Origin of the sequence: Thalassobaculum salexigens DSM 19539, from assembly GCF_000423805.1 — a bacterium.
Taxonomy (GTDB): Bacteria; Pseudomonadota; Alphaproteobacteria; order Thalassobaculales; family Thalassobaculaceae; genus Thalassobaculum; species Thalassobaculum litoreum.
Map to the genome: position 1 here is coordinate 493,543 of NZ_KE384095.1, position 20,860 is coordinate 514,402.

Sequence of the window (20,860 nt, forward strand, 5' to 3'; positions counted from 1 at the left end):
CGGGCGATGTCAGACTGGAGAAGTGAGTCATGTTCATTCAGACCGAAGAGACCCCGAATCCGGCGACGCTGAAGTTCCTGCCGGGACGCACCGTTATGGTGAGCGGCACCGCTGAGTTCAAGTCGGAGGAGGAAGCCGCCGCCGGTTCGCCGCTCGCCGCCGCGCTTTTCGAAGTGGATGGCGTGACCACGGTGTTCCTCGCCGGCGACTTCATCAGCGTCAGCAAGCGCGACGACAAGGAATGGTACCTGATGAAGCCGGCGGTGCTCGGCGTGATCATGGAGCATTTCGTCGCCGGCAAGCCGATCCTGACCGACGGCGCCACCGAGGCGGCCGAGGCCGAGGTCCGGCCTGAGGACGAGGAAGTCGTCTCCCAGATCAAGGAACTGCTCGACACCCGCGTGCGTCCGGCCGTGTCCATGGACGGTGGCGACATCGTGTTCCACGGCTACGAGGACGGCGTGGTCACCTTGACCATGCAGGGTGCCTGCGCGGGCTGCCCCAGCTCCACCGCGACGCTGAAGATGGGCATCGAGAACATGCTGCGGCACTACATCCCGGAGGTCCGGGAAGTGCGCGCCGCCGGCGGCATGGCCGACTACTACTGATCTCATCTGGACTCCGATCCCGGCCGTGCCGTTCGCCGGCCGAGGTCGGGACCGGGAGGCTCAATGTCCGCCAGCACGATAGCATCCGGAACCCGCCGGAGGGTGGCCGTTGTGGTCGCCGCCCTGTGTCTTGTCGCCTTCCAGGTTTCCGCCCTGACCTTCGGACCGCCGTCCTGGCCGCTGCCGGCCAGGTCCGCGCCGCCGCTCGTCCGGGTGGTGACGCCCGCGCCGCTGCCCGATGGCGGGAGCGAGTTCACCGTCGCGTCTTCGGCCACGCTGCTGCGGCTTTACGAGCGGGCGGCCTATGATCTGGACACCGTGCGGGCGGGCGAGACGGATGTGCCGCGTCTGTATCTGGCGGCCCTGCCGTCCGATTTCGGAGAGCTCGAGGATGTCGGGGCGCGGAAGGAAGCCTTCCTGCGCACCGTGCTGCCCCTGATCCTGCGGGCCAATGACGAGATCGCCATCGTCCGCACCCGGGTCAGCGCCCTGCTGGAGAAGATCCGCGATGACGAGCCGCTGCGCCGGGCCGACGCCCGGTGGCTGGCCTCGATCGCCCGGCAATACGGCGTGATCGACACCGAGGACAAGGATCCGCAGGCGGCGCTGAGCGGCGCGGCCGGCCGGACGCTGCTGGCCCGGGTCGACACGGTGCCGGTGCCCCTGGCGCTGGCCCAGGCGATCGTGGAGAGCGGCTGGGGGCGGTCCCGCTTCGCGCTGGAGGGCAGCGCGATCTACGGACAGTGGACCTGGGACAAGGCGCAGGGAATCGCGCCGTCCGGCGCGCCGGATGCCGCCCATGCGGTCCGCGCCTTCGACAGCCTGACCGACTCCGTGCGCGGCTACATGCACAACCTGAACACCCATCCCGCCTATCGCGCTTTCCGCGCCGCCCGGGCCAAGGGCGCGTCGGCCCGGACCCTGGCCGGCACCCTGACCCGCTACAGCGAACGCGGCGCGGTCTATGGCGAGGAACTGGTGGAGATCATCGCGCAGAACGACCTGGAGTCCTTCCGCGACGCCAGACTCGGCGCCACCAACATCGAGCGCGGCGGCGCCTGGGACGATTTGGAAAGCGTGCCGCAGAGCTGACCGTTGGCCCGCTCAGCGCGGGCCGGTCAACTTGCGCCGGTAACCTCGGAACCCGGTCACCTCGGAATATAGAACTGGATTCCGTACCAGTGCCAGCGGCCGTCCGGGCCCGGCATGGTGCAGTTCACCCGGGCGCGGCCCGCCGGGAACGGCTCCGCCAGGCGCACCTCCACCCGATCGCCGAGCACTTCCGTCTGGGTGCGGCCCTGGCCCGAGGCGTAGCAGTCGATCCGGCTCGGGTCGCCGATCTCCGGCGCGACGGTGAAGCCGAAGGGCGGCGGGTTGTTCGAGGTGACGATCAGGTCGGCCGGCACCCGGTCGCGGATCGGCAGGGGCAGGGCGTTGGCGGTCAGCCGGAACCGGTCGATCCCGCCATAGGTCTCGTTCAGGGCGAAACGCGGCAGCCCGTAACGGTCGCTGGTGGCGTGCACGACGCCCGAATGCTGTCCGAAGGCGGCGGCATAGCCCCGCTCGGCGACGATCTTCTCGATCTGCAGGCCGTATTCGCCGTAGGGATAGGCGAACAGGGTCGGCTTCTGCCCCAGTTCGTCCGCCATCCGGCTGGCCGCCCGGTCGAGCTCGAGCTTGACCGTGTCGGTGTCCAGGTCGGGCAGATGCGGGTGCGAGGCGGTCTGGCTGCCGATGGTCGCCCCGCCGGCCTGCAGCTCGCGAATCTGGTCCCAGGTCATGTAGCCCGGACTGGCGCGGTCGATCGGGTCGGTGGCGACGAACAGGGTGAAGGGGAAGCCGGCCTTCTTGAGCCGGGGCCAGGCTTCGGCGTAGACCGAGGCATAGGCGTCGTCGATGGTCAGGGCGATCGTGCGGTCCGGCAGATCGGCCCCGGTCCGCATCTTCTCCAGGATCTCCGGCAGCGGCAGGACCGTGTAACCCCCGGTGCGCAGCTCCTCGAGCTGTTCCTCGAACTGATCGATCCGGATATTGGCGCTGGGATACTCCGCTTCGCCGAAACGGTGGTACATGAACAGCACGGCAGACTCGGCGGCGAAGGCCGGCGCCGCGCCGATCCCCAAGGGGACGGTCGCCGGGGCGGCCATCAGGCAGGTCAGGGTCAGCGCGAACGCGACGGCTCGATCACGAAACTTCATGGGGACTGAGACTACTTCATGCCAGCCGCAAATCGAAATGGCGCGCATCGCCGCAATCGCCGCGACGGATGGAGACCGGTCCGATGAGCCGGCTGCTCGCCCTCGACTGTTCCGCCGCGGCCTGCTCGGCGGCGGTCGCCGAGAACGGGGAAACCAGGGCCTTCGAGCTCCTGCGCCTCACCCGGGGCCACTCCGAAGTGGTGGTGCCGATGGTCGAACGGGTGCTGGCCGAGGCGGGCCGGACCGCCGGCGAGATCGATGTCGTCGCCGCCACGATCGGGCCCGGCAGTTTCACCGGACTGCGAATCGGATTGGCGGCGGCGCGCGGCCTGGCCCTGGCGGTCGGCGCGCGCACGGTCCCGGTCACCTCGCTGGAAGCCCTGGCCCATGCAGCCGGGCCGTCCGACACGCCGCTGCTCGCCGCCCTCGACAGCAAGCGCGGGGACCTGTTCTGCCAGTGGTTCGACGCCCGGGGCCGGGCGGTCGACGAGCCCGCGGTCCGTACGGCGGCCGAGGCGGTGGCTCTGGCGCCGGGTGCGGTCTTCCGGGTGGCCGGGGATGCGGTGGAGGCGGTGCTGTCGGCCGCCACCGCCGCCGGACACTCGGCCCTAGTAGTGGAAGGCTGCGACGTGCCCGATGCCCGGTCGGTCGCCGCCGTGGCCGCGGCGCGGGCGGCCGCCGGCGGGGAAGGCCCATTGCGTCCGCTCTATCTGAAGGCGCCCGCCGTCACCCCGCCGGCGTCATGACCGGGCGCGAGCGGCTTTCGCAGGCCCGGCTGCTGGAGGCGCTGCGCGCCGCCGAGCCGACGGATGCGGACGCCATAGCGGCGCTTCAGCAGGCGTCGTTCGACGACCAGTGGAGCGCGGACTCGGTGGCCCGCCTGCTGTCGGGGCCGGCCAACCTGTCGGTGGTGGCCGAGCGCGAGGGCCGCCTGCTCGGTTTCCTGATGGGTCAGTGCGTGGTCGATACCGCCGAGGTGCTGGCGGTCGCCGTCGACGCGGAGGTCCGGCGTGCGGGCTGGGGGGCGGCGCTGCTGACCGGGTTCGAGCGGGTCGCCTCGGTATCGGGCGCGGAGCGGGTGATCCTGGACGTCGCCGCCGACAACGGTCCCGCCCTGGCGCTCTATGCGGCGCGCGGATACGAGACGGTGGCCCGCCGCGACCGATACTACGCATCGGGCCGCGCCGACCCGGTGGATGCCCTGGTGATGGCAAAGAATCTGGTGATTTAGAAGGTTTTGTGACTGTCGACTTACGCCGGTATTGCGACTTGTCGTGACGGGGATGCGACGGTACGGTCGCGCGATCCGGTCCACCGGTCACCGAGGTAGCCACCGAGGCGGCTGACGAAAAGGCCTCGTAAAGACATCTCGCCGATGTCAGATAGCGGCACATGAGCGACACGACCGAACGCCCAGCCATCTTCACTCCCGACCCGGATGCGGCTTTTCCGGCGATCACCTCCGGCGACCTGGAGGTGCGTCTCGCCCGCAACGTGGCGGAGATCGACGCCTCCCAGGCCCTGCGGTATCGGGTCTTCTACGAGGAGCGGGCGGCCAAGCCGATCGGCGAGATGGCGGCCCTGCGCCGCGACTTCGACAGCTTCGACCCGATCGCCGACCATCTGCTGGTGCTCGACCACGGCAAGGGCGAGGGGGCCAAGGCGGTCGTCGGCACCTATCGGCTGCTCCGGCGTTCCCGGATTCCGGCAGGCGGCTCGTTCTACACCGCCAGCGAATACGACATCGCCAAGATCCTGGCCTTTCCCGGCGAGATCATGGAGCTGGGCCGGTCCTGCGTGGACGTGGACCACCGCAACCGACCGACCATGCAGCTTCTGTGGCGGGGCATCGCGGCCTATGTCTTCAGGCACGACATCACGCTGATGTTCGGCTGCGCCTCGCTGCCGGGCACCGATCCCGACGTCGTCGGCAAGGATCTCAGCTATCTCTACCACCATCACCTGGCGCCGGACTCCCTGCGGGTCCGCGCGCTGGACGCTCTCCACGTGGAGATGAACCGGGTGCCGGCCGACCAGCTCGACGCCAAGCGGGCGCTGGCCGGACTGCCGCCGCTGATCAAGGGCTACCTGCGGCTCGGCGGTTTCGTCGGTGACGGCGCGGTGGTCGATCCCCAGTTCAACACCACGGATGTCTGCGTCATCGTCCAGACCAGCGCGGTGACCGACAAGTACTACAAGCACTACGAACGGGAGGCGCGGGGCGGCTGACGATGGCGGAGGCGGCGTACGGATCCACCACGACGCATCGGCCCGGTCCGGTGTATGTCGACGAGGTCGAGGAGCGGCGCCTGCTCGACCACGGGCATGGCATGATCCGCTCGGAGACCCGGGCGGCGATCCGCCTGACCGCCTATCTGCTGCTGACTCTCTCGCTGATCCCGGTCCAGGCGTTTGCGGTGCTGTTCCGGCTGCGTCTGGCCGAGCGGCTGCCGCGCTTCTATCACCGTCTGTGCACCCGGATCCTTGGCATCCAGGTCGTCGTGCGCGGCCGGCGGGTGCGCGAGCGGCCGGTGCTGTTCGTCGCCAACCACGTCTCCTATCTGGACATCACCGCGCTCGGCTCGGTGGTGACCGGCGGCTTCATCGCCAAGTCGGAGGTCGCCGGCTGGCCGCTGTTCGGCATCCTGGCGAAGCTGCAGCGCACGGTGTTCATCGCCCGCAAGCGCACGGCCGTGGCCAAGCACGGCGACGAGATCGCCCAGCGCCTGGAGGCGGGCGACAACCTGATCCTGTTTCCGGAAGGCACCAGCGGCGACGGGACCCGGGTCCTGCCGTTCAAGAGCGCCTTCTTCTCGGTCGCCGAGCGCCGGCCGCGCGGTCAGGCGCTGACGGTTCAACCGGTCTCGATCGCCTATACCCGGCTCAACGAGGTCCCCCTCGGCCGCGGATTGCGGCCGTTCTTCGCCTGGTATGGCGACATGGATCTGCTGCCGCATTTGTGGACCGTCGCCGCCCTGGGCAAGCTGACCGTGGTGATCGAGTTCCACGCCCCGGTGACCGTCGACGAGGTGGGGTCGCGCAAGGCCCTGGCGACCAAGGTGCAGGACCAGGTCGCCGGCGGGCTGGCGCGGGCCAATGCGGGACGCTAGAGTCCGAATCGGTAGAATCTGGAACCACAAAGTATTCTGCGTCGGTTCATGCGACTGTCGCTTGACAGGAACGTGGCGATTCGTAGGGTCCAGGGAGATGCGGACCCGGCCGCAATCATCCGGCGCGATCAGCAAGCGGGAGTAGCCGCGACCTTGATGGATCAGGTGATCTGGCGCTGTCCCCGACAGGGACGAGGGATGCTCGGGTCTGCGAGCCCCGAACGTCTTCGTGGAAGACGGCGGCATTGAGCAAGACGGTTCCATTGAGCAAGAAGCTTCACGTCAAGACCTACGGCTGCCAGATGAACGTCTACGACTCCGCCCGGATGGCGGACGTCATGGCGCCCCATGGCTATGCGTCCAGCGATCAGGCGGACGGCGCCGATCTGGTGATCCTCAACACCTGCCACATCCGCGAGAAGGCGACCGAGAAGGTCTATTCCGAGCTCGGACGCCTGCGCGTCATGAAGGAGGAGGCCGCCCGCGAGGGCCGGCGCATGCTGATCGCCGTGGCCGGCTGCGTCGCCCAGGCCGAGGGCGAGGAGATCGTGCGCCGCGCGCCGGTGGTCGACATGGTGTTCGGTCCGCAGACCTATCACCGGCTGCCGGAGCTGGTGACCCGGGCGCTGGGCAGCGAGAACCGGCGCGGCGCCGGCGTCGTCGATACCGAGTTCCCGGCCGAGGACAAGTTCGACCATCTGCCGGAGGAGAGCGCCAGTCAGGGACCGGCCGCCTTCCTCTCGGTTCAGGAAGGCTGCGACAAGTTCTGCACCTTCTGCGTGGTGCCCTATACCCGCGGGGCCGAGTTCTCGCGCCCGGCCGCGGCGGTGATCGAGGAGGCGCGCCGTCTGGCCGCCGCCGGCGCCCTGGAGATCACCCTGCTGGGCCAGAACGTGAACGCCTATCATGGTGCCGGGCCGGACGGCCGCGACTGGGGTCTGGGCCGGCTGATCCGCGCCCTGGCCGAGATCGACGGGATCGCGCGCATCCGCTACACGACCTCGCATCCGCGCGACATGGACGACGACCTGATCGCCGCCCATGGCGAGGTGCCGGCGCTGATGCCGTATCTGCATCTGCCGGTGCAGTCGGGCTCCGACCGGATCCTCGACACCATGAACCGGGGCCATACCGCCGACGACTACCGGCGGATCGTCGACCGGCTGCGCGCCGCGCGCCCGGATCTGGCGCTCAGCTCCGATTTCATCGTCGGCTTCCCCGGCGAGAGCGATCGCGATTTCGCCGATACCCTGCGGCTGGTCCGCGAGGTCGGCTACGCCCAGGCCTATTCCTTCAAGTACAGCGCGCGGCCGGGGACGCCGGCCGCCTCGGTGGCCGATCAGCTGTCCGAGGCGCAGAAATCCGACCGGCTGGAAGCGCTGCAGCAGCTTCTCAACGCGCAGCAGCGCGCCTTCAACGAGGCCGCCGCCGGCTCCGTGCAACCGGTCCTGTTCGAGCGCCGGGGTAACCGGCCGGGCCAGCTCGTCGGGCGCGGCCCCTGGATGCAGTCGGTCCATGCCGACGCGCCGGAGCGGCTGCTCGGCTCGCTTGTCGATATCGCGATCGACCTGGGCGGCGCCAACAGCCTGTCCGGTCGGGTCGTCACGGTCGACGCCGATCTCCCCTCGCCTTCGTCTCTCCCCCCTCCTCCTGCCGAAAGGGTTTCTGCGTGAGCACAGGCACGGCCGACGACGCCTCCGTCCAGCTCGAGTTTCATGATCACGCATTGATCCCCCTCTTGTTCGGGGACCACGACCGCAACCTTGCCCGTATCGAACAGAAGCTGGGCGTCAAGCTCGAGGCCTTCGGCAACATCGTGCGCATTCTCGGCGCCGAGGAGTCGCTGCAGGCCGCGCGCGGCACCCTGGAGGGTCTGTACCGCCGGCTGGAAAAGACCAAGAAAAAGGGCCAGGACCCCTATCCGTTCGAGATCGGCGACGTGGACGCGGCGGTGAAATACGCCCAGGCGGCAGACGCGGTGGGCGGCGTGCGCGAGTTCGCCGGCGATGCGGGGCTCGACACCTACAAGCGGCCGATCGGCGCCCGCTCGCCGAACCAGGCGCACTATCTGAAGCAGCTCATGCAGCACGAGCTGGTCTTCGGCCTGGGCCCGGCCGGTACCGGCAAGACCTACCTCGCCGTCGCCATGGCCTGCGCCATGCTGAAGGCCAAGCGGGTCGATCGCCTCATCCTGTCGCGCCCGGCCGTCGAGGCGGGCGAGCGGCTCGGCTTCCTGCCGGGCGACATGAAGGACAAGGTCGACCCCTACCTGCGCCCGCTCTACGACGCGCTGTACGACATGATGCCGGGCGAGATGGTGGAGCGGCGGCTGGCCGCCGGCGAGATCGAGGTGGCGCCGCTGGCCTTCATGCGCGGCCGCACCCTCGCCAATGCCTATGTGATCCTGGACGAGGCGCAGAACACCACGCCCACCCAGATGAAGATGTTCTTAACACGTTTGGGCGAGAATTCGCGCATGGCGGTGACCGGGGACCTGTCCCAGGTCGATCTGCCGCTGGGCAACAAATCCGGCTTGCGCGACGCGCTCGATCACCTACATGACGTTCAGGGCGTCGGGTTCGTGGAGTTCACCGCCGCAGACGTTGTCCGTCATCCCCTGGTTACGCGCATCGTACACGCGTACAATGCCCGTGACGGAGTACTTTTACCCGGCGACAAGAGTCGATGACCGACGAAGATTCTTCTGCCGAGGGCGACAGTCGTCCTCGATCTAGCACCCGACCCTCCGGCGAGAACCGGACGGTCGAACTCGATATCTCCCTTACGGCCCCCGCTTGGGAAGAGGCCGCCGAAGATGTCTCTGCGCTCGCCGAACGGTCGGTTCTGGCGGCGTTGACCCATGTCGGGGTGTCGGGAGCGCTTGAGATCTCGCTGCTGCTGACCGACGACGCGGCGCAACGGGCGCTGAACCGAGACCACCGCGGCAAGGACAGCGCGACCAACGTCCTGTCGTTCCCGGCCGGCTTCATGCCGCCCGCCGGCCCGCGTCCGCTGGGCGATATCTCGTTGGCCCTGGAGACGGTGGTCCGCGAGGCGGCGGAGCAGGACAAGAGCGTGGCGGACCATGTCAGCCACCTGCTGGTCCACGGCACCCTGCACCTGCTCGGCTACGATCACGGCGACGACGCGGAAGCCGAGGAGATGGAGGCGCTGGAGCGCGAGATCCTGGCCGGTCTCGGCATCGCCGATCCCTATGCCGGCGGTGAGCCTCTGCCCGGCGACGCGCGGGGAGCGGCCGCATGAGCGAGAACGCTGCTTACGGCAATAACGGCAGTGGCAACGGCAGCTCCGACCGGGGGCCGCTGGTCGAGGCCTGGCGCACGCTGATGCGCTCGGTCGGGCTCGGCCGCAACGGGACCTCGGCGGTCAGGGCCTCCCTGGAGGAGCTGATCGACGAGAACGGCGAGGACGCCTCGCCGATCGACCCGCATGAAGGGGCGATCATCCGCAACGTGCTCGGCCTGCGCGACATCACCGCCTATGACGTGATGGTGCCGCGCGCCGACATCGTGGCGGTCGATCAGGCGACGCGCCTGACCGATCTCTCGCGGCAGATGAGCGAAGTCGCCCACAGCCGGATTCCGGTCTATCGGGACTCCCTGGATGACGTGATCGGCATGGTCCACATCAAGGACGTGCTGGCCCATCTGAACCGGGGCGACGACGTGGCCGCCGGGGCGCTGGCACGCGAGATCCTGATTGTCGCGCCGTCCTCCCGCGCCCTCGACCTGCTACAGGAAATGCGCATGACCCGGCGCCACATGGCGCTGGTGGTCGACGAATACGGCGGCATCGACGGGCTGATCACCATCGAGGATCTGATAGAGGAGATCGTCGGCGACATCGTCGACGAGCACGACACCGAGGAAGGGCCCAAGCTCTCCGAGCGGTCCGACGGCACCATCGTCGCCGACGCCCGGGCCACGGTGGAGGAGCTCGAGGTGATCGCCGGCCAGTTCCTCACCGACGACGAGCGCGAGGAGATCGACACCCTGGGCGGCCTGGTGTTCAGCCTGGCCGGCCGCGTCGCCACCAGGGGCGAGGTGATCCGTCATCCCAGCGGGATCGAATTCGAGGTCATGGATGGCGATCCGCGCCGTCTGCGCCGCCTGAAAGTGCGCATGGTCCAGCCGAACGCCGCCGATCGTGCCGCCGAGTGACGGCGCCGCGCGCGGCCGCCGGTGGGTCGTCCCCCTAGCCGGACTGGTCGCGGGGGCCGCCACCGGCCTGTCCCTGGCGCCGTTGCATCTGCTGCCCTTCGCGTTCGGCCATGCGGCCCTGCTGGCCGTGGTCGCGCAGGCGCCGAGCGCCCGTTCCGCGGCGTTCCGCGCCTGGCTCTGGGCGCTCGGATATCATGTCGCCGGCCTGCACTGGATCGCCAATGCGATGCTGGTGAATGCGGGCGAGCACGCCTGGCTGATCCCCTTCGCCAATCTCGGGCTGCCGGCGGTGCTGGCGCTCTATGCGGCGCTCGCCGGAGGCTTGGCGCGGCGCCTGTTCGGCGGCGGCTGGCCGCTCTGGCTCGGCCTCGCCGCCCTCTACACCGCGGCGGAATGGGTGCGCGGCCACGCCTTCACCGGCTTTCCCTGGAACCTGCCCTCCGCCACGGTGGACGGCTGGCTGCCGCTGCTTCAGCCGGCCTCCCTGGTCGGCAGCTACGGGCTCAGCCTGCTGGTCCTGCTGGTCACCATGGCGCCGGCGCTGTGGCTGGATGGCGGCGTCTCCCGCCGGGTCCGTCTGACCGGCTCCGCCGCCGCGACCCTGCTGCTGGTGGCGATGGTCGGCTGGGGGGTGGCGCGCGAGGCCGCGATCCCGCGGATCGCCGACCCGGACGGCGCCGTCCCCGGAGTCGTGGTGCGGGTGGTCCAGGGCAACGTGCCCCAGCGCGACAAATGGAATCCGCTGCTGAAACCGGAACATCTGGGACGCTACATCGCGCTCAGCGACCCGTCCCGCCCGGCCGATCTGCGGGCCCCGGGACTGGAGCCGTCCGCCGCGCCGACCGTGGTGGCCTGGCCGGAGACGGCGGTGGCCCATCTGATCGGCGACGCGCCGGAGCTGATGGCCGCCCTCGCCCGTGTCGCGCCCGCCGAGGGCAGTCTGATCTTCGGCGCACCGCGCGTCGCCCGGATCGGCCGTGTGTCCGAGGTCTATAACAGCGTCTTCGCCCTCGACGCCGGCGCCGAGACCGCCTGGACCTTCGACAAGGCGCATCTGGTGCCCTTCGGGGAATACGTGCCCCTGCGCGACGTGCTGCCGGTCAATCCGATCGTGCAGAGCCGCCGCGACTTCACGCCGGGGCCGGGGCCGCGGACGCTCGAGCTGAAGGGCGCGCCGCCGGTTTCGGTGCTGATCTGTTACGAAGCGATCTTCCCCGGTGGGGCGGTGGATCCGGACCACCGTCCGGCCTGGCTGCTGAATGCCACCAACGACGCCTGGTTCGGCCGCTGGAGCGGCCCGTATCAACACCTGGCGATCACCCGGCTGCGGGCCATCGAGCAGGGCCTCCCGATGATCCGGGCGGCGAATACCGGCGTATCCGCGGTGATCGATCCGGCCGGGCGAATTGTCGCTAGCATCGGCATCGGCGTGACCGCCAGTCTGGATACGCCGCTGCCCGCGGCGCTGCCGGTACCGCCTTTCGGCTTTATTGGTGATGTCCCCATAGTTCTTATGGTCGTATTGCTGCTGGCCGTTGCAGCATACGGGCGATTTCGGGCCGGTCGAAGAACTCCCGCGAATTGATTGGAATTAAATCAGTTTGGCCGATTTGAGGACGTTGACTGAATACAATTGTATGGTCTATGAGTCCTAGGGTTATTTGGTTAACGAAATCAGAGGTTCGCATGGCGAACGACCGCCCAGGGCGCCGTCGGGTCGGCCGTCCGCCTACGGCTACGAATCCGAATCCTATCGATATCCATGTCGGCACACGGGTTCGCCTGCGCCGCACTCTGCTCGGAATGAGTCAGGAGCGCCTGGGTGAAGCATTGGGCCTTACCTTCCAGCAGGTCCAGAAGTACGAACGGGGCGCCAACCGCGTCGGCGCCAGTCGCCTGTTCGAGCTGGCCAAGGCCCTGGGCGTGCCGGTGTCGTACTTTTTCGACGACATGCCGGGCGAGGATGGTGTCGAGCCGTCCGTCCCGGCCGCGGGCCCGATGGAAGAGGATCCGATGCGCCGCCGCGAGACGATCGAGCTGGTGCGGGCGTATTACCGGATCACCGACGACACCGCCCGGCGACGGCTCTACGAGCTGATGCGATCCATCGCCGGATCGATGGACGGCGAGAAGCCCTGAGGCGCCTCCGCCTCCCGTCTGCGCGCGTGCCAGGGGCCGCCGCTCGGCTTTCCCCTTGACCCGGACCGGCATTCGCGCAAAAACGCCGGCCCGGTACTGTCCGCCGCATGCGTCCATTGCAGCGGATCCCAAGCGTTGATTTCCGCGACAATCGAGCATCCCGGAGGCCCCGTTGAGTCAAGCCAGCTACCTGTTCACAAGTGAATCCGTGTCCGAGGGGCACCCGGACAAGGTCTGCGACCGGATCTCCGATACGGTGGTCGATCTCTACATGGGCGCCGATCCCGGCAGCCGCGTGGCTTGTGAGACCCTGGCGACGACCAATAAGATCGTGCTCGCCGGCGAGGTCCGCGGTCCCTCCAGCGTCACCCACGAGGTGATCGAGGAGGCGGTGCGTGCCGCGGTGAAGGATATCGGCTACGAGCAGGACGGCTTCCATTGGAAGACCGCCAGCCTGGAGAACGTCCTGCACGAGCAGTCCGTCGACATCGCCGTCGGCGTCGACGCGGCCGGCAACAAGGACGAGGGTGCCGGCGACCAGGGCATCATGTTCGGCTACGCCTGCACCGAGACCGACGTGCTGATGCCGGCGCCGATCCATTTCAGCCACGAGATCCTGCGCCGCATGGCGGTGGCCCGCAAGAACGGCACCGCCAAGGGTCTGGGCCCGGACAGCAAGAGCCAGGTCACCCTGCAATACGAGAACGGCAAGCCGGTGCGCTGCACCTCGGTGGTCGTCTCGACCCAGCATGACGCCGACCTCTCCCAGGAGCAGGTGCACGAGCTGGTTCTGCCCTTCGTGCGCGAGGTCATGCCGGACGGCTGGGTGGACGAGGACACGGTCTACTACATCAACCCGACTGGCCGCTTCGTGATCGGCGGTCCCGACGGCGACTGCGGTCTGACCGGCCGCAAGATCATCGTCGACACCTATGGCGGTGCCGCCCCCCACGGCGGCGGCGCCTTCTCCGGCAAGGACCCGACCAAGGTCGACCGTTCGGCCGCCTACGCCGCGCGCTGGGTCGCCAAGAACGTGGTCGCCGCCGGCCTGGCCGAGAAGTGCGTGCTGCAGGTCTCCTATGCCATCGGCGTGTCGCATCCGCTGTCGATCTTCGTCGACACCTACGGCACCAACACGGTGGACGAGGAGAAGCTCTCCAAGGTCATCAGCGAGATGGTCGACCTGTCGCCGCGCGGGATCCGCGAGCGCCTGGCGCTGAGCAATCCGATCTACGCGCCGAGCGCGGCCTACGGCCATTTCGGCCGCAAGCCGGACGACGCGGGCCGCTTCACCTGGGAGCGTCTCGATCTGGTCGACGAGCTGAAGGGCGCGTTCTAAGCCGCGCGTCCTGATCATGGGCGGCCGGAACGTCCGGCCGCCGGACCGGAACCGTACCAGTAGGGCCATGTCCGACCACGGTGAAGAGCGGCTGTTCTTCGGCCGGCGCAAGGGGCGTCCCCTGCGCGCCGGCATGCAGCGCCGCGTCGACGAGGATCTCGTGCCGCGCCTGGTGCCGGTGGAGACCGCCCCGGCCAACGCCACCGACCCGAGGGATTGGTTTCCGCAGCCACCGCGCGCGGTCTGGCTGGAGATCGGCTTCGGCGGCGGCGAGCATCTGGCCTGGCAGGCGCAGCACAACCCGGACATCGCCCTGATCGGCTGCGAGCCGTTCGTCAACGGCGTGGCGTCGCTGCTGCGCCACCTGGACGACGTGGAGGGCGACCGGGTCCGCATCCATCCCGACGACGCCCGCGACGTGCTCGACGTGCTGGCGCCGCAGAGCCTGGAGCGGATCTTCGTCCTGCACGCCGATCCCTGGCCGAAGCGCCGCCACCACTACCGCCGCATCATCCAGCACGAGACCGTCGCCCGGTTCTACGAGCTGCTCAAGCCGGGCGGCATCCTGCGCATGGCGACGGACGACCCGGGCTATCTGGTCTGGATCCTGGCCCGGATCACCGCCCATCCGGATTTCCGCTGGACCGGGACGTCGATGGCGGATTTCACCGAGCGCCGGGACGACTGGCCGGAAACCCGCTACGAGGCCAAGGCGAAGCGCGAGGGCCGTATGCCGGCCTATCTGGAGTTCCGCAAACCCGGCTGAACTCTCTGCCCGTTCCGCTTAACGATTCAGGCCGCGGGAGATCCACTGCAGCGACCATTTTATGGGTCCGCGGACGCCCTTGCTCGGGTTTTCGGGCCGGTCGCGCAAAACCCGAGGATTTTTGGCCAACCGGTCGAGAACGGCTTGCGCGTGCTCCAGGTCTTCCCGGGCGAGGCGGGGCTTGGGCGAGTGCTTCAGGTCCGTGACCAAGATCTGATGAACGGCCTTCGTCAGGGTCCACACAAAATTCAGCCGGACCGATTTCAGGTTGTCGGACTGGGAAAGACGATCGAGACAATCGATGGCGGGCCGCAGAAACTCTGGACGGGGGTTGGCCCTGATCGCGATGCCGGCGCCGTAGACATCGGCTGGCCTATCCTGGCCGGTCAGCAAGCTGCGGATGTACTCGGGATCATCCAGGGTCTGTGCCTGCGCTCTGAGGCGCTCTCGCACTTCGGTCAGTTCCCGCATTGACGCATGTTCGTTTACATTAGCCAAGGTTTCGGTGAAGATTTCGCGCTCGTTGGCAATCTCCGCGGACAGTTCCTCGACTTCCTGACGGTTCGCCTCCAATTCCTCCTTGATCTCCCGCAGTTCCACCTTGAACCCACCGACGTCCAGCGAGACGATGCGCTCAATGAGCTTAGGATTGCGGCTTAAATAATAAAGAACAAGTAGTGCAAGAACCTGCCAGCTTACAATGGTTTCTACGATTAGTTTGATATAGTCATACCAAACGCTTGTTTCCCCCGCCACGACCGCCCCCTTGTAAAAAAAACCGCGCTTATACTGAAAGAGTTCGACCGATTAATTGATCAGGCGCAGTGAGAAATCCTACATACCGGCTTTTTGGGTGGGGCTGACTCTCAACCTTTCGCGCGAGCGCCATTCGACCTTGAAGTCGTGTCCGGTCTGCGATATATCAACGGCTCTTCAATCGGACTATTGATCGGGGGTGGGCCAGCGGCCCACTTTTTTGTTGGTGCCGCCGCCGGTCGCAGGTGAGGACAAGGGTGGACCCACATATCCGGCGCATCGAAGGAATCGTGACCCCGTCGATCGAAGCCATGGGCTTCGAGGTCGTGCGGGTCATGATCACCGGTGGTCAGCGGCCGACGCTGCAGATCATGGCCGACCGGAGCGACGGGTCGATGATCTCGGTCGACGACTGCGCCGAGATCAGCCGGACGGTGTCCGCCGTGCTCGACGTGGAGGACCCGATCTCCGGGGAATACACGCTGGAGGTCTCCTCGCCCGGGATCGACCGGCCGCTGACGCGGCTGAAGGATTTCGAACGCTGGGCCGGGTTCGAGGCGCGGGTCGACATGGACGTGCCGATCGACGGCCGCAAACGCTTCAGCGGCCGGATCAAAGGCGTCGCGGACGACCGGGTGCAGGTCGAGCTGGACGAAAAGGCGGGGACGGTGGACCTGCCGTTCGAGGGAATTTCGCGGGCGAAGCTCGTGCTGACCGATGCACTGCTCGACGCCAGCCGGCCCCAGGGGCAGGGCTGACGGCCGAAAGGCCGGGACAGGGTTAAGGGAGTAACCGGTGCGGGTCCGCCCGCCGGGTTGATAGAGGACGAACAAGCCGATGGATATCGCCACGACACCGAAGCTGGAGCTGATCCAGGTCGCCGATGTGGTCGCCCGGGACAAGGGGATCGATCGCGAGGAAGTGCTGATCGCCATGGAACAGGCGATCCAGAAGGCCGGCCGGTCGAAATACGGCCCCGACCACGATATCCGCGCGACCATCGACCGGCGCACCGGCGACATCAGCCTGAAGCGCTGCACCACGGTGGTCGAGGAGGTCGAGGACGAGTTCGCCGAGATCACCCTGGAGCAGGCGAAGAAGATCGATCCGGCCCTGGAGGTCGGCTCGGTCATCGACGAGCCGCTGCCGCCGATCGATTTCGGCCGCATCGCCGCCCAGACCGCCAAGCAGGTGATCGTCCAGAAGGTCCGCGAGTTCGAGCGCAAGCGCCAGTTCGAGGAATATGACGGCCGCTCCGGCGAGATCATCAACGGCGTGGTCAAGCGCGTCGAGTACGGCAACGTCACGGTCGAGATCCCGCGCGCCGAGGCGGTGCTGCGCCGCGACCGGCTGCTGCCGCGCGAGACCTTCCGCCAGGGCGACCGCATCCGCGCCTATATCGAGGACGTGCGCGAGGAGCAGCGCGGCCCGCAGATCTTCCTGTCGCGCACCCATCCGGAATTCATGCGCCAGCTCTTCCGCCAGGAAGTGCCGGAAGTCTACGACGGCATTATCGACATCAAGTCGGTGGCCCGCGATCCGGGTTCCCGCGCCAAGATCGCGGTGATCTCCTACGACAGCTCGATCGATCCGGTCGGCGCCTGCGTCGGTATGCGCGGCTCCCGCGTCCAGGCCGTCGTCGGCGAGCTGCAGGGCGAGAAGATCGACATCATCCCGTTCTCCGACGATCCGGCGACCTTCGTGGTGAACGCCCTGGCGCCGGCCGAGGTGTCCAAGGTGGTGCTCGACGAGGACCAGGGCCGCATCGAGGTCGTGGTGCCGGACGAACAGCTCTCGCTGGCCATCGGCCGCCGCGGTCAGAACGTCCGCCTCGCCTCCATGCTGACCGGCTGGGATATCGACATCCTGACCGAGCAGGAGGAGTCGGACCGCCGCCGCGAGGAGTTCCGTCAGCGGTCTGAATCCTTCATCGGCGCCCTCGACATCGACGACGTCATCGCCGGCCTGCTGGTCGCCGAGGGCTTCGCCTCGGTGGAGGAGATCGCCTATACCGAGATCGACGATCTGGCCGAGATCGAAGGCTTCGACGCCGACATCGCCGAAGAGCTGCGCACCCGCGCGTTCAACTTCGTCGAGGCCGAGCGTCAGCGCCACGACGAGCGCCGCCGCGAGCTGGGCGTGACCGACGACCTGGTCGAGCTGGAGATCTTCACGCCTGCCATGCTGGTCACCCTGGGCGAGAACGGGGTGAAGACCCTGGACGACCTGGGCGACCTTGCCAGCGACGAGCTGCGCGAGATTCTGCCGGATGCCGGTTTCGACGAGGACGCGGCCAACCAGATCATCATGGCGGCCCGCGCCCATTGGTTCGAAGACGAAGACGGTGCGGAAACGAATGCCGGGGTGGACGCGGCGGCCGAGGAGAGCGATCCTGAGCCGACGGCATGAACCGACGAGCCGGGACGATGACAGCGAACGCCGCTGTTTCGTCACCCGCGAGGTCCAGCCGCGCGGTGGGCTGATCCGCTTCGTTGTGGGTCCGGACGGCGCGATCGTCCCGGATATCGACGAGCGGCTCCCGGGCCGTGGGCTCTGGGTCTCCGCCGATCGGGGGGCGCTCGAGCAGGCCGTGGTCAAGCGGCTCTTCGCCCGGGCGGCCAAGCGGTCGGTTACGGTGGATCCCACCCTGACGGACCGGGTCGAGGGGCTGCTCACGCGGCGCTGCGTGCAGACGTTGTCGCTGGCGCGGCGCGCCGGTGGCGCGGTCGCCGGCCAGACCAAGGTGCGCCAGGCCCTGGAGGCGAGGCGTGCCGGCGTTCTGGTCGAAGCGGGCGACGGCGCCGAGGATGGCCGGGCCCGGTTGCGGGCCCTGGCCGGGACGCGACCGGTGGTCTCGTGCCTCTTGGCGGCGGAGATCGCCGAAGCATTCGGGCGCGACCATACGGTGCACGCGTTCGTGGACTCCGCGGGGTCGCGCGCCGGCCTGTCGGACCGTTTGCTGCGTGACGCGGCGAGACTTGAAGGTTTGCGGCACGAAAAGGTCGCATCAGATGTGGGCCCCGGCTTGGAAAACCATGCCGGGACGTGTATTCAGGGCGCCAAGTACTGATGGCCTGCCCGTTGACGGATGGATGACGTGGGCAAAGACGATATGTCGAGCACCAACGAACAAGATCGCAAGAAGCTGAGCCTCGGCTCCGGCAAGGGAAAGCTGTCCCTTGGCAAGACGGTGGAAACCGGTCAGGTCAAGCAGAGCTTCTCCCATGGCCGTTCCAAGACCGTGCAGGTCGAGGTGCGCCGACGCCGGCCGTCTCAGCCGCTTCCCGGATCGCGCGAGGCGGCGATCGCCGCGGCGAAGGCCGGTGGCGGCAAGGGTGGGCGCGAGCTGACCGCCGAGGAGCGCGAGGCCCGGGCCCGCGTCCTTGAGCAGGCCGCTGCGCGACGCCCGGAGGAGCAGCCGGAAGCCGTGACCGAGGAGACGGTGTCGCCGGCCGCTGCCGCTGAGACCCCGGCCGAGGCACAGGACGCTGTCGCGTCGGAACCTGCCGCGCCGGTGGATCGTCGCCAGGCCGAGCTGGACGAGATGCGCAAGATCGAGGACGCCGAGGCCGCCGTGAAGGCTGCCGAGGCCGCCCGTCTCGCCGAGGAGGAGGCCGCCCGTCAGGCGAAGGCCGCCGCCGAGCGCGCGACGGCGCGTCTGGATCGCGAGGGCACGCCGGCACCGGCCGCCTCTCCGGCGGCGCGCGCGCCGGTCGAGAACGAGGACGACGACCGTCGCAAGCGCAGCGGTGGCGGTGGCGGTGCCAAGGAAGCGCCGGCCAAGCGTCCGGCCCGCACCCGCACCACCAACGAGCCGCGCCGCCGTCAGGGCAAGCTGACCATCAGCGACGCGCTGAGTGGCGACAGCGGGCGCGTGCGCTCGCTGGCATCGGTCCGCCGCGCCCGCGAACGCGAGCGTCAGCGCTCCCGCAACGACCAGGGCGATGCCGTCAAGCAGTCGCGCGACGTGGTCGTTCCCGAGACCATCACCGTCCAGGAGCTGGCCAACCGTATGGCCGAGCGTGGCGGCGAGGTCATCAAGTCGCTGATGAAGATGGGCGTGATGGCGACCATCAACCAGATCATCGACGCCGACACTGCCGAGCTGGTGGCCCAGGAATTCGGCCACAAGGTCCGCCGTGTCGCTGAATCCGATGTGGAGCTCGGCATGCTGGGGACCGACGACAAGGTCGAGGACCTGCGGCCGCGCTGCCCGGTCGTCACCGTCATGGGTCACGTCGACCACGGCAAGACCTCGCTGCTGGACGCCATTCGTCAGGCCGATGTCGCGTCGGGCGAGGCCGGCGGCATCACCCAGCATATCGGCGCCTACCAGATCGAGGTGCCGTCGGGTGACAAGATCACCTTCATCGACACCCCGGGCCACGAAGCCTTCACCGAGATGCGGGCGCGCGGCGCGAATGTCACCGACATCGTCATCCTGGTGGTGGCGGCCGATGACGGCATCATGGCGCAGACGGTCGAGGCGATCCGCCACGCCCGCGCCGCCAAGGTTCCGGTCATCGTCGCGGTCAACAAGATCGACAAGCCCGATGCGGACCCGCAGCGGGTCCGCACCGAGCTGCTGCAGCACGAGATCGTGGTCGAGGACATGGGCGGCGACGTCCAGGCGATCGACGTATCGGCGCTGACCAAGCAGGGCCTGGACACGCTGCTGGAAGCCATCGCGCTGCAGGCGGAAGTGCTGGAGCTCAAGGCGAACCCGGACCGGGCCGCCACCGGTGTCGTGATCGAAGCCAAGGTCGAGCGCGGCCGCGGCTCCGTCGCCACCGTGCTGGTCCAGCGCGGCACGGTCCGCACCGGCGACGTGTTCGTTGCGGGTGCGGAATGGGGCCGCGTGCGCGCCCTGGTCAACGACCGTGGCGAGCCGTCGGAGAGCGCCGGGCCGAGCGAGCCGATCGAGGTTCTGGGCCTGCAGGGCACGCCGACCGCCGGCGACGATTTCGTCGTCGTCGAGAACGAAAGCCGGGCCCGCGAGATCGCCGACTATCGCCAGCGTCTGCTGCGCGAGAAGAGTGCGACGGCCGGTGCCCGCGGCACGGTCGAGCAGATGCTCTCGGCGATTCAGTCGGGCGAGGCGGACGAGCTGCCGCTGGTCATCAAGACCGACGTGCACGGGTCGCTGGAAGCGATCCGGGCGACCCTGGAGAAGCTGGAGACCAGCGTGGTCAAGCCGCGCATCCTGCACTCCGCGGTCGGCGGCATCAGCGAGTCCGACGTGTCCCTGGCCGGGGCCTCGGGTGGCATCATCGTCGGCTTCAACGTCCGCGCCAACCCGCAGGCCCGCGAGATGGCGCGCCGCGACGGAATGGAGATCCGCTACTACTCGATCATCTACGACCTGATCGACGATGTGAAAGCCCTGCTGACCGGCATGCTGGCGCCGGAACTCAAGGAAGAGTTCCTGGGCTACGCGCAGATCCGACAGGTGTTCAACATCACCAAGGTCGGCAAGGTGGCGGGCTGCATGGTCACCGACGGTGTCATCAAGCGGGGCTGCAAGGTCCGTCTGCTGCGCGACAACGTGGTGATCCACGAGGGCTCCCTGAAGACGCTGAAGCGCTTCAAGGACGAGGTCCGCGAGGTCCGCGAGGGTTACGAGTGCGGTATGGCGTTCGAGAATTACGACGACATCCGCGAGGGCGATCAGATCGAGTGCTTCGAGCTGAAGGAAGTCGCCCGGACGCTCGAGCAGGTTCAGCAGGAGGCGTCCGCCGGCTAACGCGGCGGCGCCTCGCCGAA

Annotated in this window: 20 protein-coding genes; 18 read left to right on the top strand and 2 right to left on the bottom strand. The window is 68.3% G+C overall.

What is annotated here, in order from left to right; translation table 11 throughout:
- The first annotated feature begins 29 nt into the window (after positions 1–29).
- Both G578_RS0122715 and G578_RS27795 read left to right on the top strand, forming a co-directional pair.
- Positions 30–608 (top strand): NifU family protein, encoded by a 579-nt coding sequence (locus tag G578_RS0122715; protein ID WP_028796186.1) that lies wholly within the window; start codon positions 30–32, stop codon positions 606–608.
- Between the two features lie 63 nt (positions 609–671).
- Positions 672–1,700, top strand: coding sequence for a glucosaminidase domain-containing protein (locus G578_RS27795; protein ID WP_084619127.1), 1,029 nt, complete (start codon positions 672–674; stop codon positions 1,698–1,700).
- Between the two features lie 56 nt (positions 1,701–1,756).
- Here G578_RS27795 and G578_RS0122725 read toward each other — a convergent pair whose 3' ends face one another.
- Positions 1,757–2,806 carry a polysaccharide deacetylase family protein gene (locus G578_RS0122725; protein WP_084619128.1) on the bottom strand — a complete coding sequence of 350 codons (1,050 nt, stop codon included), beginning with the start codon at positions 2,804–2,806 and terminating at the stop codon, positions 1,757–1,759.
- A gap of 83 nt (positions 2,807–2,889) precedes the next feature.
- On the opposite strand from G578_RS0122725, the gene tsaB reads away from it, so the two are divergent.
- From tsaB to trmB, 12 genes are all read left to right on the top strand, one after another.
- Positions 2,890–3,552 carry a tRNA (adenosine(37)-N6)-threonylcarbamoyltransferase complex dimerization subunit type 1 TsaB gene (gene tsaB, locus G578_RS0122730; RefSeq protein WP_038016016.1) on the top strand — a complete coding sequence of 221 codons (663 nt, stop codon included), beginning with the start codon at positions 2,890–2,892 and terminating at the stop codon, positions 3,550–3,552.
- Positions 3,549–4,037, top strand: a complete 489-nt coding sequence (locus G578_RS0122735; protein WP_051245185.1) for a GNAT family N-acetyltransferase — start codon at positions 3,549–3,551, stop codon at positions 4,035–4,037. The genes tsaB and G578_RS0122735 overlap by 4 nt, the downstream gene beginning before the upstream one ends.
- Before the next feature lie 161 nt (positions 4,038–4,198).
- Entirely contained in the window at positions 4,199–5,035 is an 837-nt protein-coding gene (locus G578_RS0122740; RefSeq protein ID WP_084619129.1) for a GNAT family N-acetyltransferase, read from the top strand.
- 2 nt (positions 5,036–5,037) lie between these two features.
- The gene (locus tag G578_RS0122745; RefSeq protein ID WP_342664906.1) at positions 5,038–5,916 is read left to right on the top strand and encodes a lysophospholipid acyltransferase family protein; all 879 of its coding nucleotides are present in this window, start codon (positions 5,038–5,040) and stop codon (positions 5,914–5,916) included.
- A 263-nt stretch (positions 5,917–6,179) separates the two neighbouring features.
- Positions 6,180–7,589 carry a tRNA (N6-isopentenyl adenosine(37)-C2)-methylthiotransferase MiaB gene (gene miaB / locus G578_RS27800; protein ID WP_038015720.1) on the top strand — a complete coding sequence of 470 codons (1,410 nt, stop codon included), beginning with the start codon at positions 6,180–6,182 and terminating at the stop codon, positions 7,587–7,589.
- The gene (locus G578_RS27805; protein ID WP_038015723.1) at positions 7,586–8,605 is read left to right on the top strand and encodes a PhoH family protein; all 1,020 of its coding nucleotides are present in this window, start codon (positions 7,586–7,588) and stop codon (positions 8,603–8,605) included. Before miaB ends, G578_RS27805 begins: the two co-directional genes overlap by 4 nt.
- The gene (ybeY, locus tag G578_RS0122760; protein ID WP_084619130.1) at positions 8,602–9,180 is read left to right on the top strand and encodes an rRNA maturation RNase YbeY; all 579 of its coding nucleotides are present in this window, start codon (positions 8,602–8,604) and stop codon (positions 9,178–9,180) included. The genes G578_RS27805 and ybeY overlap by 4 nt, the downstream gene beginning before the upstream one ends.
- Complete coding sequence (locus G578_RS0122765) at positions 9,177–10,097, top strand: hemolysin family protein (protein WP_028796193.1); 921 nt, start codon at positions 9,177–9,179, stop codon at positions 10,095–10,097. The genes ybeY and G578_RS0122765 overlap by 4 nt, the downstream gene beginning before the upstream one ends.
- On the top strand, positions 10,084–11,682 hold the full coding sequence (gene lnt / locus G578_RS27810) for an apolipoprotein N-acyltransferase (protein WP_051245186.1): 1,599 nt from the start codon (positions 10,084–10,086) through the stop codon (positions 11,680–11,682). Before G578_RS0122765 ends, lnt begins: the two co-directional genes overlap by 14 nt.
- Positions 11,683–11,783: 101 nt before the next feature.
- Positions 11,784–12,236, top strand: a complete 453-nt coding sequence (locus G578_RS0122775) for a helix-turn-helix domain-containing protein (protein ID WP_028796194.1) — start codon at positions 11,784–11,786, stop codon at positions 12,234–12,236.
- A 172-nt stretch (positions 12,237–12,408) separates the two neighbouring features.
- Positions 12,409–13,575 (top strand): methionine adenosyltransferase, encoded by a 1,167-nt coding sequence (gene metK, locus G578_RS0122780; RefSeq protein WP_028796195.1) that lies wholly within the window; start codon positions 12,409–12,411, stop codon positions 13,573–13,575.
- Between the two features lie 67 nt (positions 13,576–13,642).
- Positions 13,643–14,341 carry a tRNA (guanine(46)-N(7))-methyltransferase TrmB gene (trmB, locus tag G578_RS0122785; RefSeq protein ID WP_028796196.1) on the top strand — a complete coding sequence of 233 codons (699 nt, stop codon included), beginning with the start codon at positions 13,643–13,645 and terminating at the stop codon, positions 14,339–14,341.
- An 18-nt stretch (positions 14,342–14,359) separates the two neighbouring features.
- On the opposite strand, the gene G578_RS29790 is transcribed toward trmB, so the two are convergent.
- A complete protein-coding gene (locus tag G578_RS29790) occupies positions 14,360–15,097 on the bottom strand; it encodes a hypothetical protein (RefSeq protein ID WP_156907436.1) in 738 nt (245 codons plus the stop codon).
- 311 nt (positions 15,098–15,408) lie between these two features.
- On the opposite strand from G578_RS29790, the gene rimP reads away from it, so the two are divergent.
- The 4 genes from rimP (at position 15,409) to infB (ending at position 20,840) form a co-directional block, all read left to right on the top strand.
- A complete protein-coding gene (rimP, locus tag G578_RS0122800; RefSeq protein ID WP_051245242.1) occupies positions 15,409–15,855 on the top strand; it encodes a ribosome maturation factor RimP in 447 nt (148 codons plus the stop codon).
- Between the two features lie 79 nt (positions 15,856–15,934).
- Complete coding sequence (gene nusA, locus G578_RS27815; protein ID WP_051245187.1) at positions 15,935–17,506, top strand: transcription termination factor NusA; 1,572 nt, start codon at positions 15,935–15,937, stop codon at positions 17,504–17,506.
- On the top strand, positions 17,454–18,167 hold the full coding sequence (locus G578_RS27820; protein WP_084619132.1) for an RNA-binding protein: 714 nt from the start codon (positions 17,454–17,456) through the stop codon (positions 18,165–18,167). The genes nusA and G578_RS27820 overlap by 53 nt, the downstream gene beginning before the upstream one ends.
- A 42-nt stretch (positions 18,168–18,209) precedes the next feature.
- Positions 18,210–20,840, top strand: a complete 2,631-nt coding sequence (gene infB / locus G578_RS0122815) for a translation initiation factor IF-2 (RefSeq protein WP_028796200.1) — start codon at positions 18,210–18,212, stop codon at positions 20,838–20,840.
- Positions 20,841–20,860 lie beyond the last annotated feature (20 nt).

Coding starts and splice junctions, on each gene's coding strand:
- G578_RS0122715 (WP_028796186.1), top strand. CDS start 30: ATGTTCATTCAGACCGAAGAGACCCCGAATCCGGCGACGCTGAAGTTC.
- G578_RS27795 (WP_084619127.1), top strand. CDS start 672: ATGTCCGCCAGCACGATAGCATCCGGAACCCGCCGGAGGGTGGCCGTT.
- G578_RS0122725 (WP_084619128.1), bottom strand. CDS start 2,806: ATGAAGTTTCGTGATCGAGCCGTCGCGTTCGCGCTGACCCTGACCTGC.
- tsaB (WP_038016016.1), top strand. CDS start 2,890: ATGAGCCGGCTGCTCGCCCTCGACTGTTCCGCCGCGGCCTGCTCGGCG.
- G578_RS0122735 (WP_051245185.1), top strand. CDS start 3,549: ATGACCGGGCGCGAGCGGCTTTCGCAGGCCCGGCTGCTGGAGGCGCTG.
- G578_RS0122740 (WP_084619129.1), top strand. CDS start 4,199: ATGAGCGACACGACCGAACGCCCAGCCATCTTCACTCCCGACCCGGAT.
- G578_RS0122745 (WP_342664906.1), top strand. CDS start 5,038: ATGGCGGAGGCGGCGTACGGATCCACCACGACGCATCGGCCCGGTCCG.
- ybeY (WP_084619130.1), top strand. CDS start 8,602: ATGACCGACGAAGATTCTTCTGCCGAGGGCGACAGTCGTCCTCGATCT.
- G578_RS0122765 (WP_028796193.1), top strand. CDS start 9,177: ATGAGCGAGAACGCTGCTTACGGCAATAACGGCAGTGGCAACGGCAGC.
- G578_RS0122775 (WP_028796194.1), top strand. CDS start 11,784: ATGGCGAACGACCGCCCAGGGCGCCGTCGGGTCGGCCGTCCGCCTACG.
- trmB (WP_028796196.1), top strand. CDS start 13,643: ATGTCCGACCACGGTGAAGAGCGGCTGTTCTTCGGCCGGCGCAAGGGG.
- rimP (WP_051245242.1), top strand. CDS start 15,409: ATGGGCTTCGAGGTCGTGCGGGTCATGATCACCGGTGGTCAGCGGCCG.
- nusA (WP_051245187.1), top strand. CDS start 15,935: ATGGATATCGCCACGACACCGAAGCTGGAGCTGATCCAGGTCGCCGAT.
- G578_RS27820 (WP_084619132.1), top strand. CDS start 17,454: ATGCCGGGGTGGACGCGGCGGCCGAGGAGAGCGATCCTGAGCCGACGG.
- infB (WP_028796200.1), top strand. CDS start 18,210: ATGTCGAGCACCAACGAACAAGATCGCAAGAAGCTGAGCCTCGGCTCC.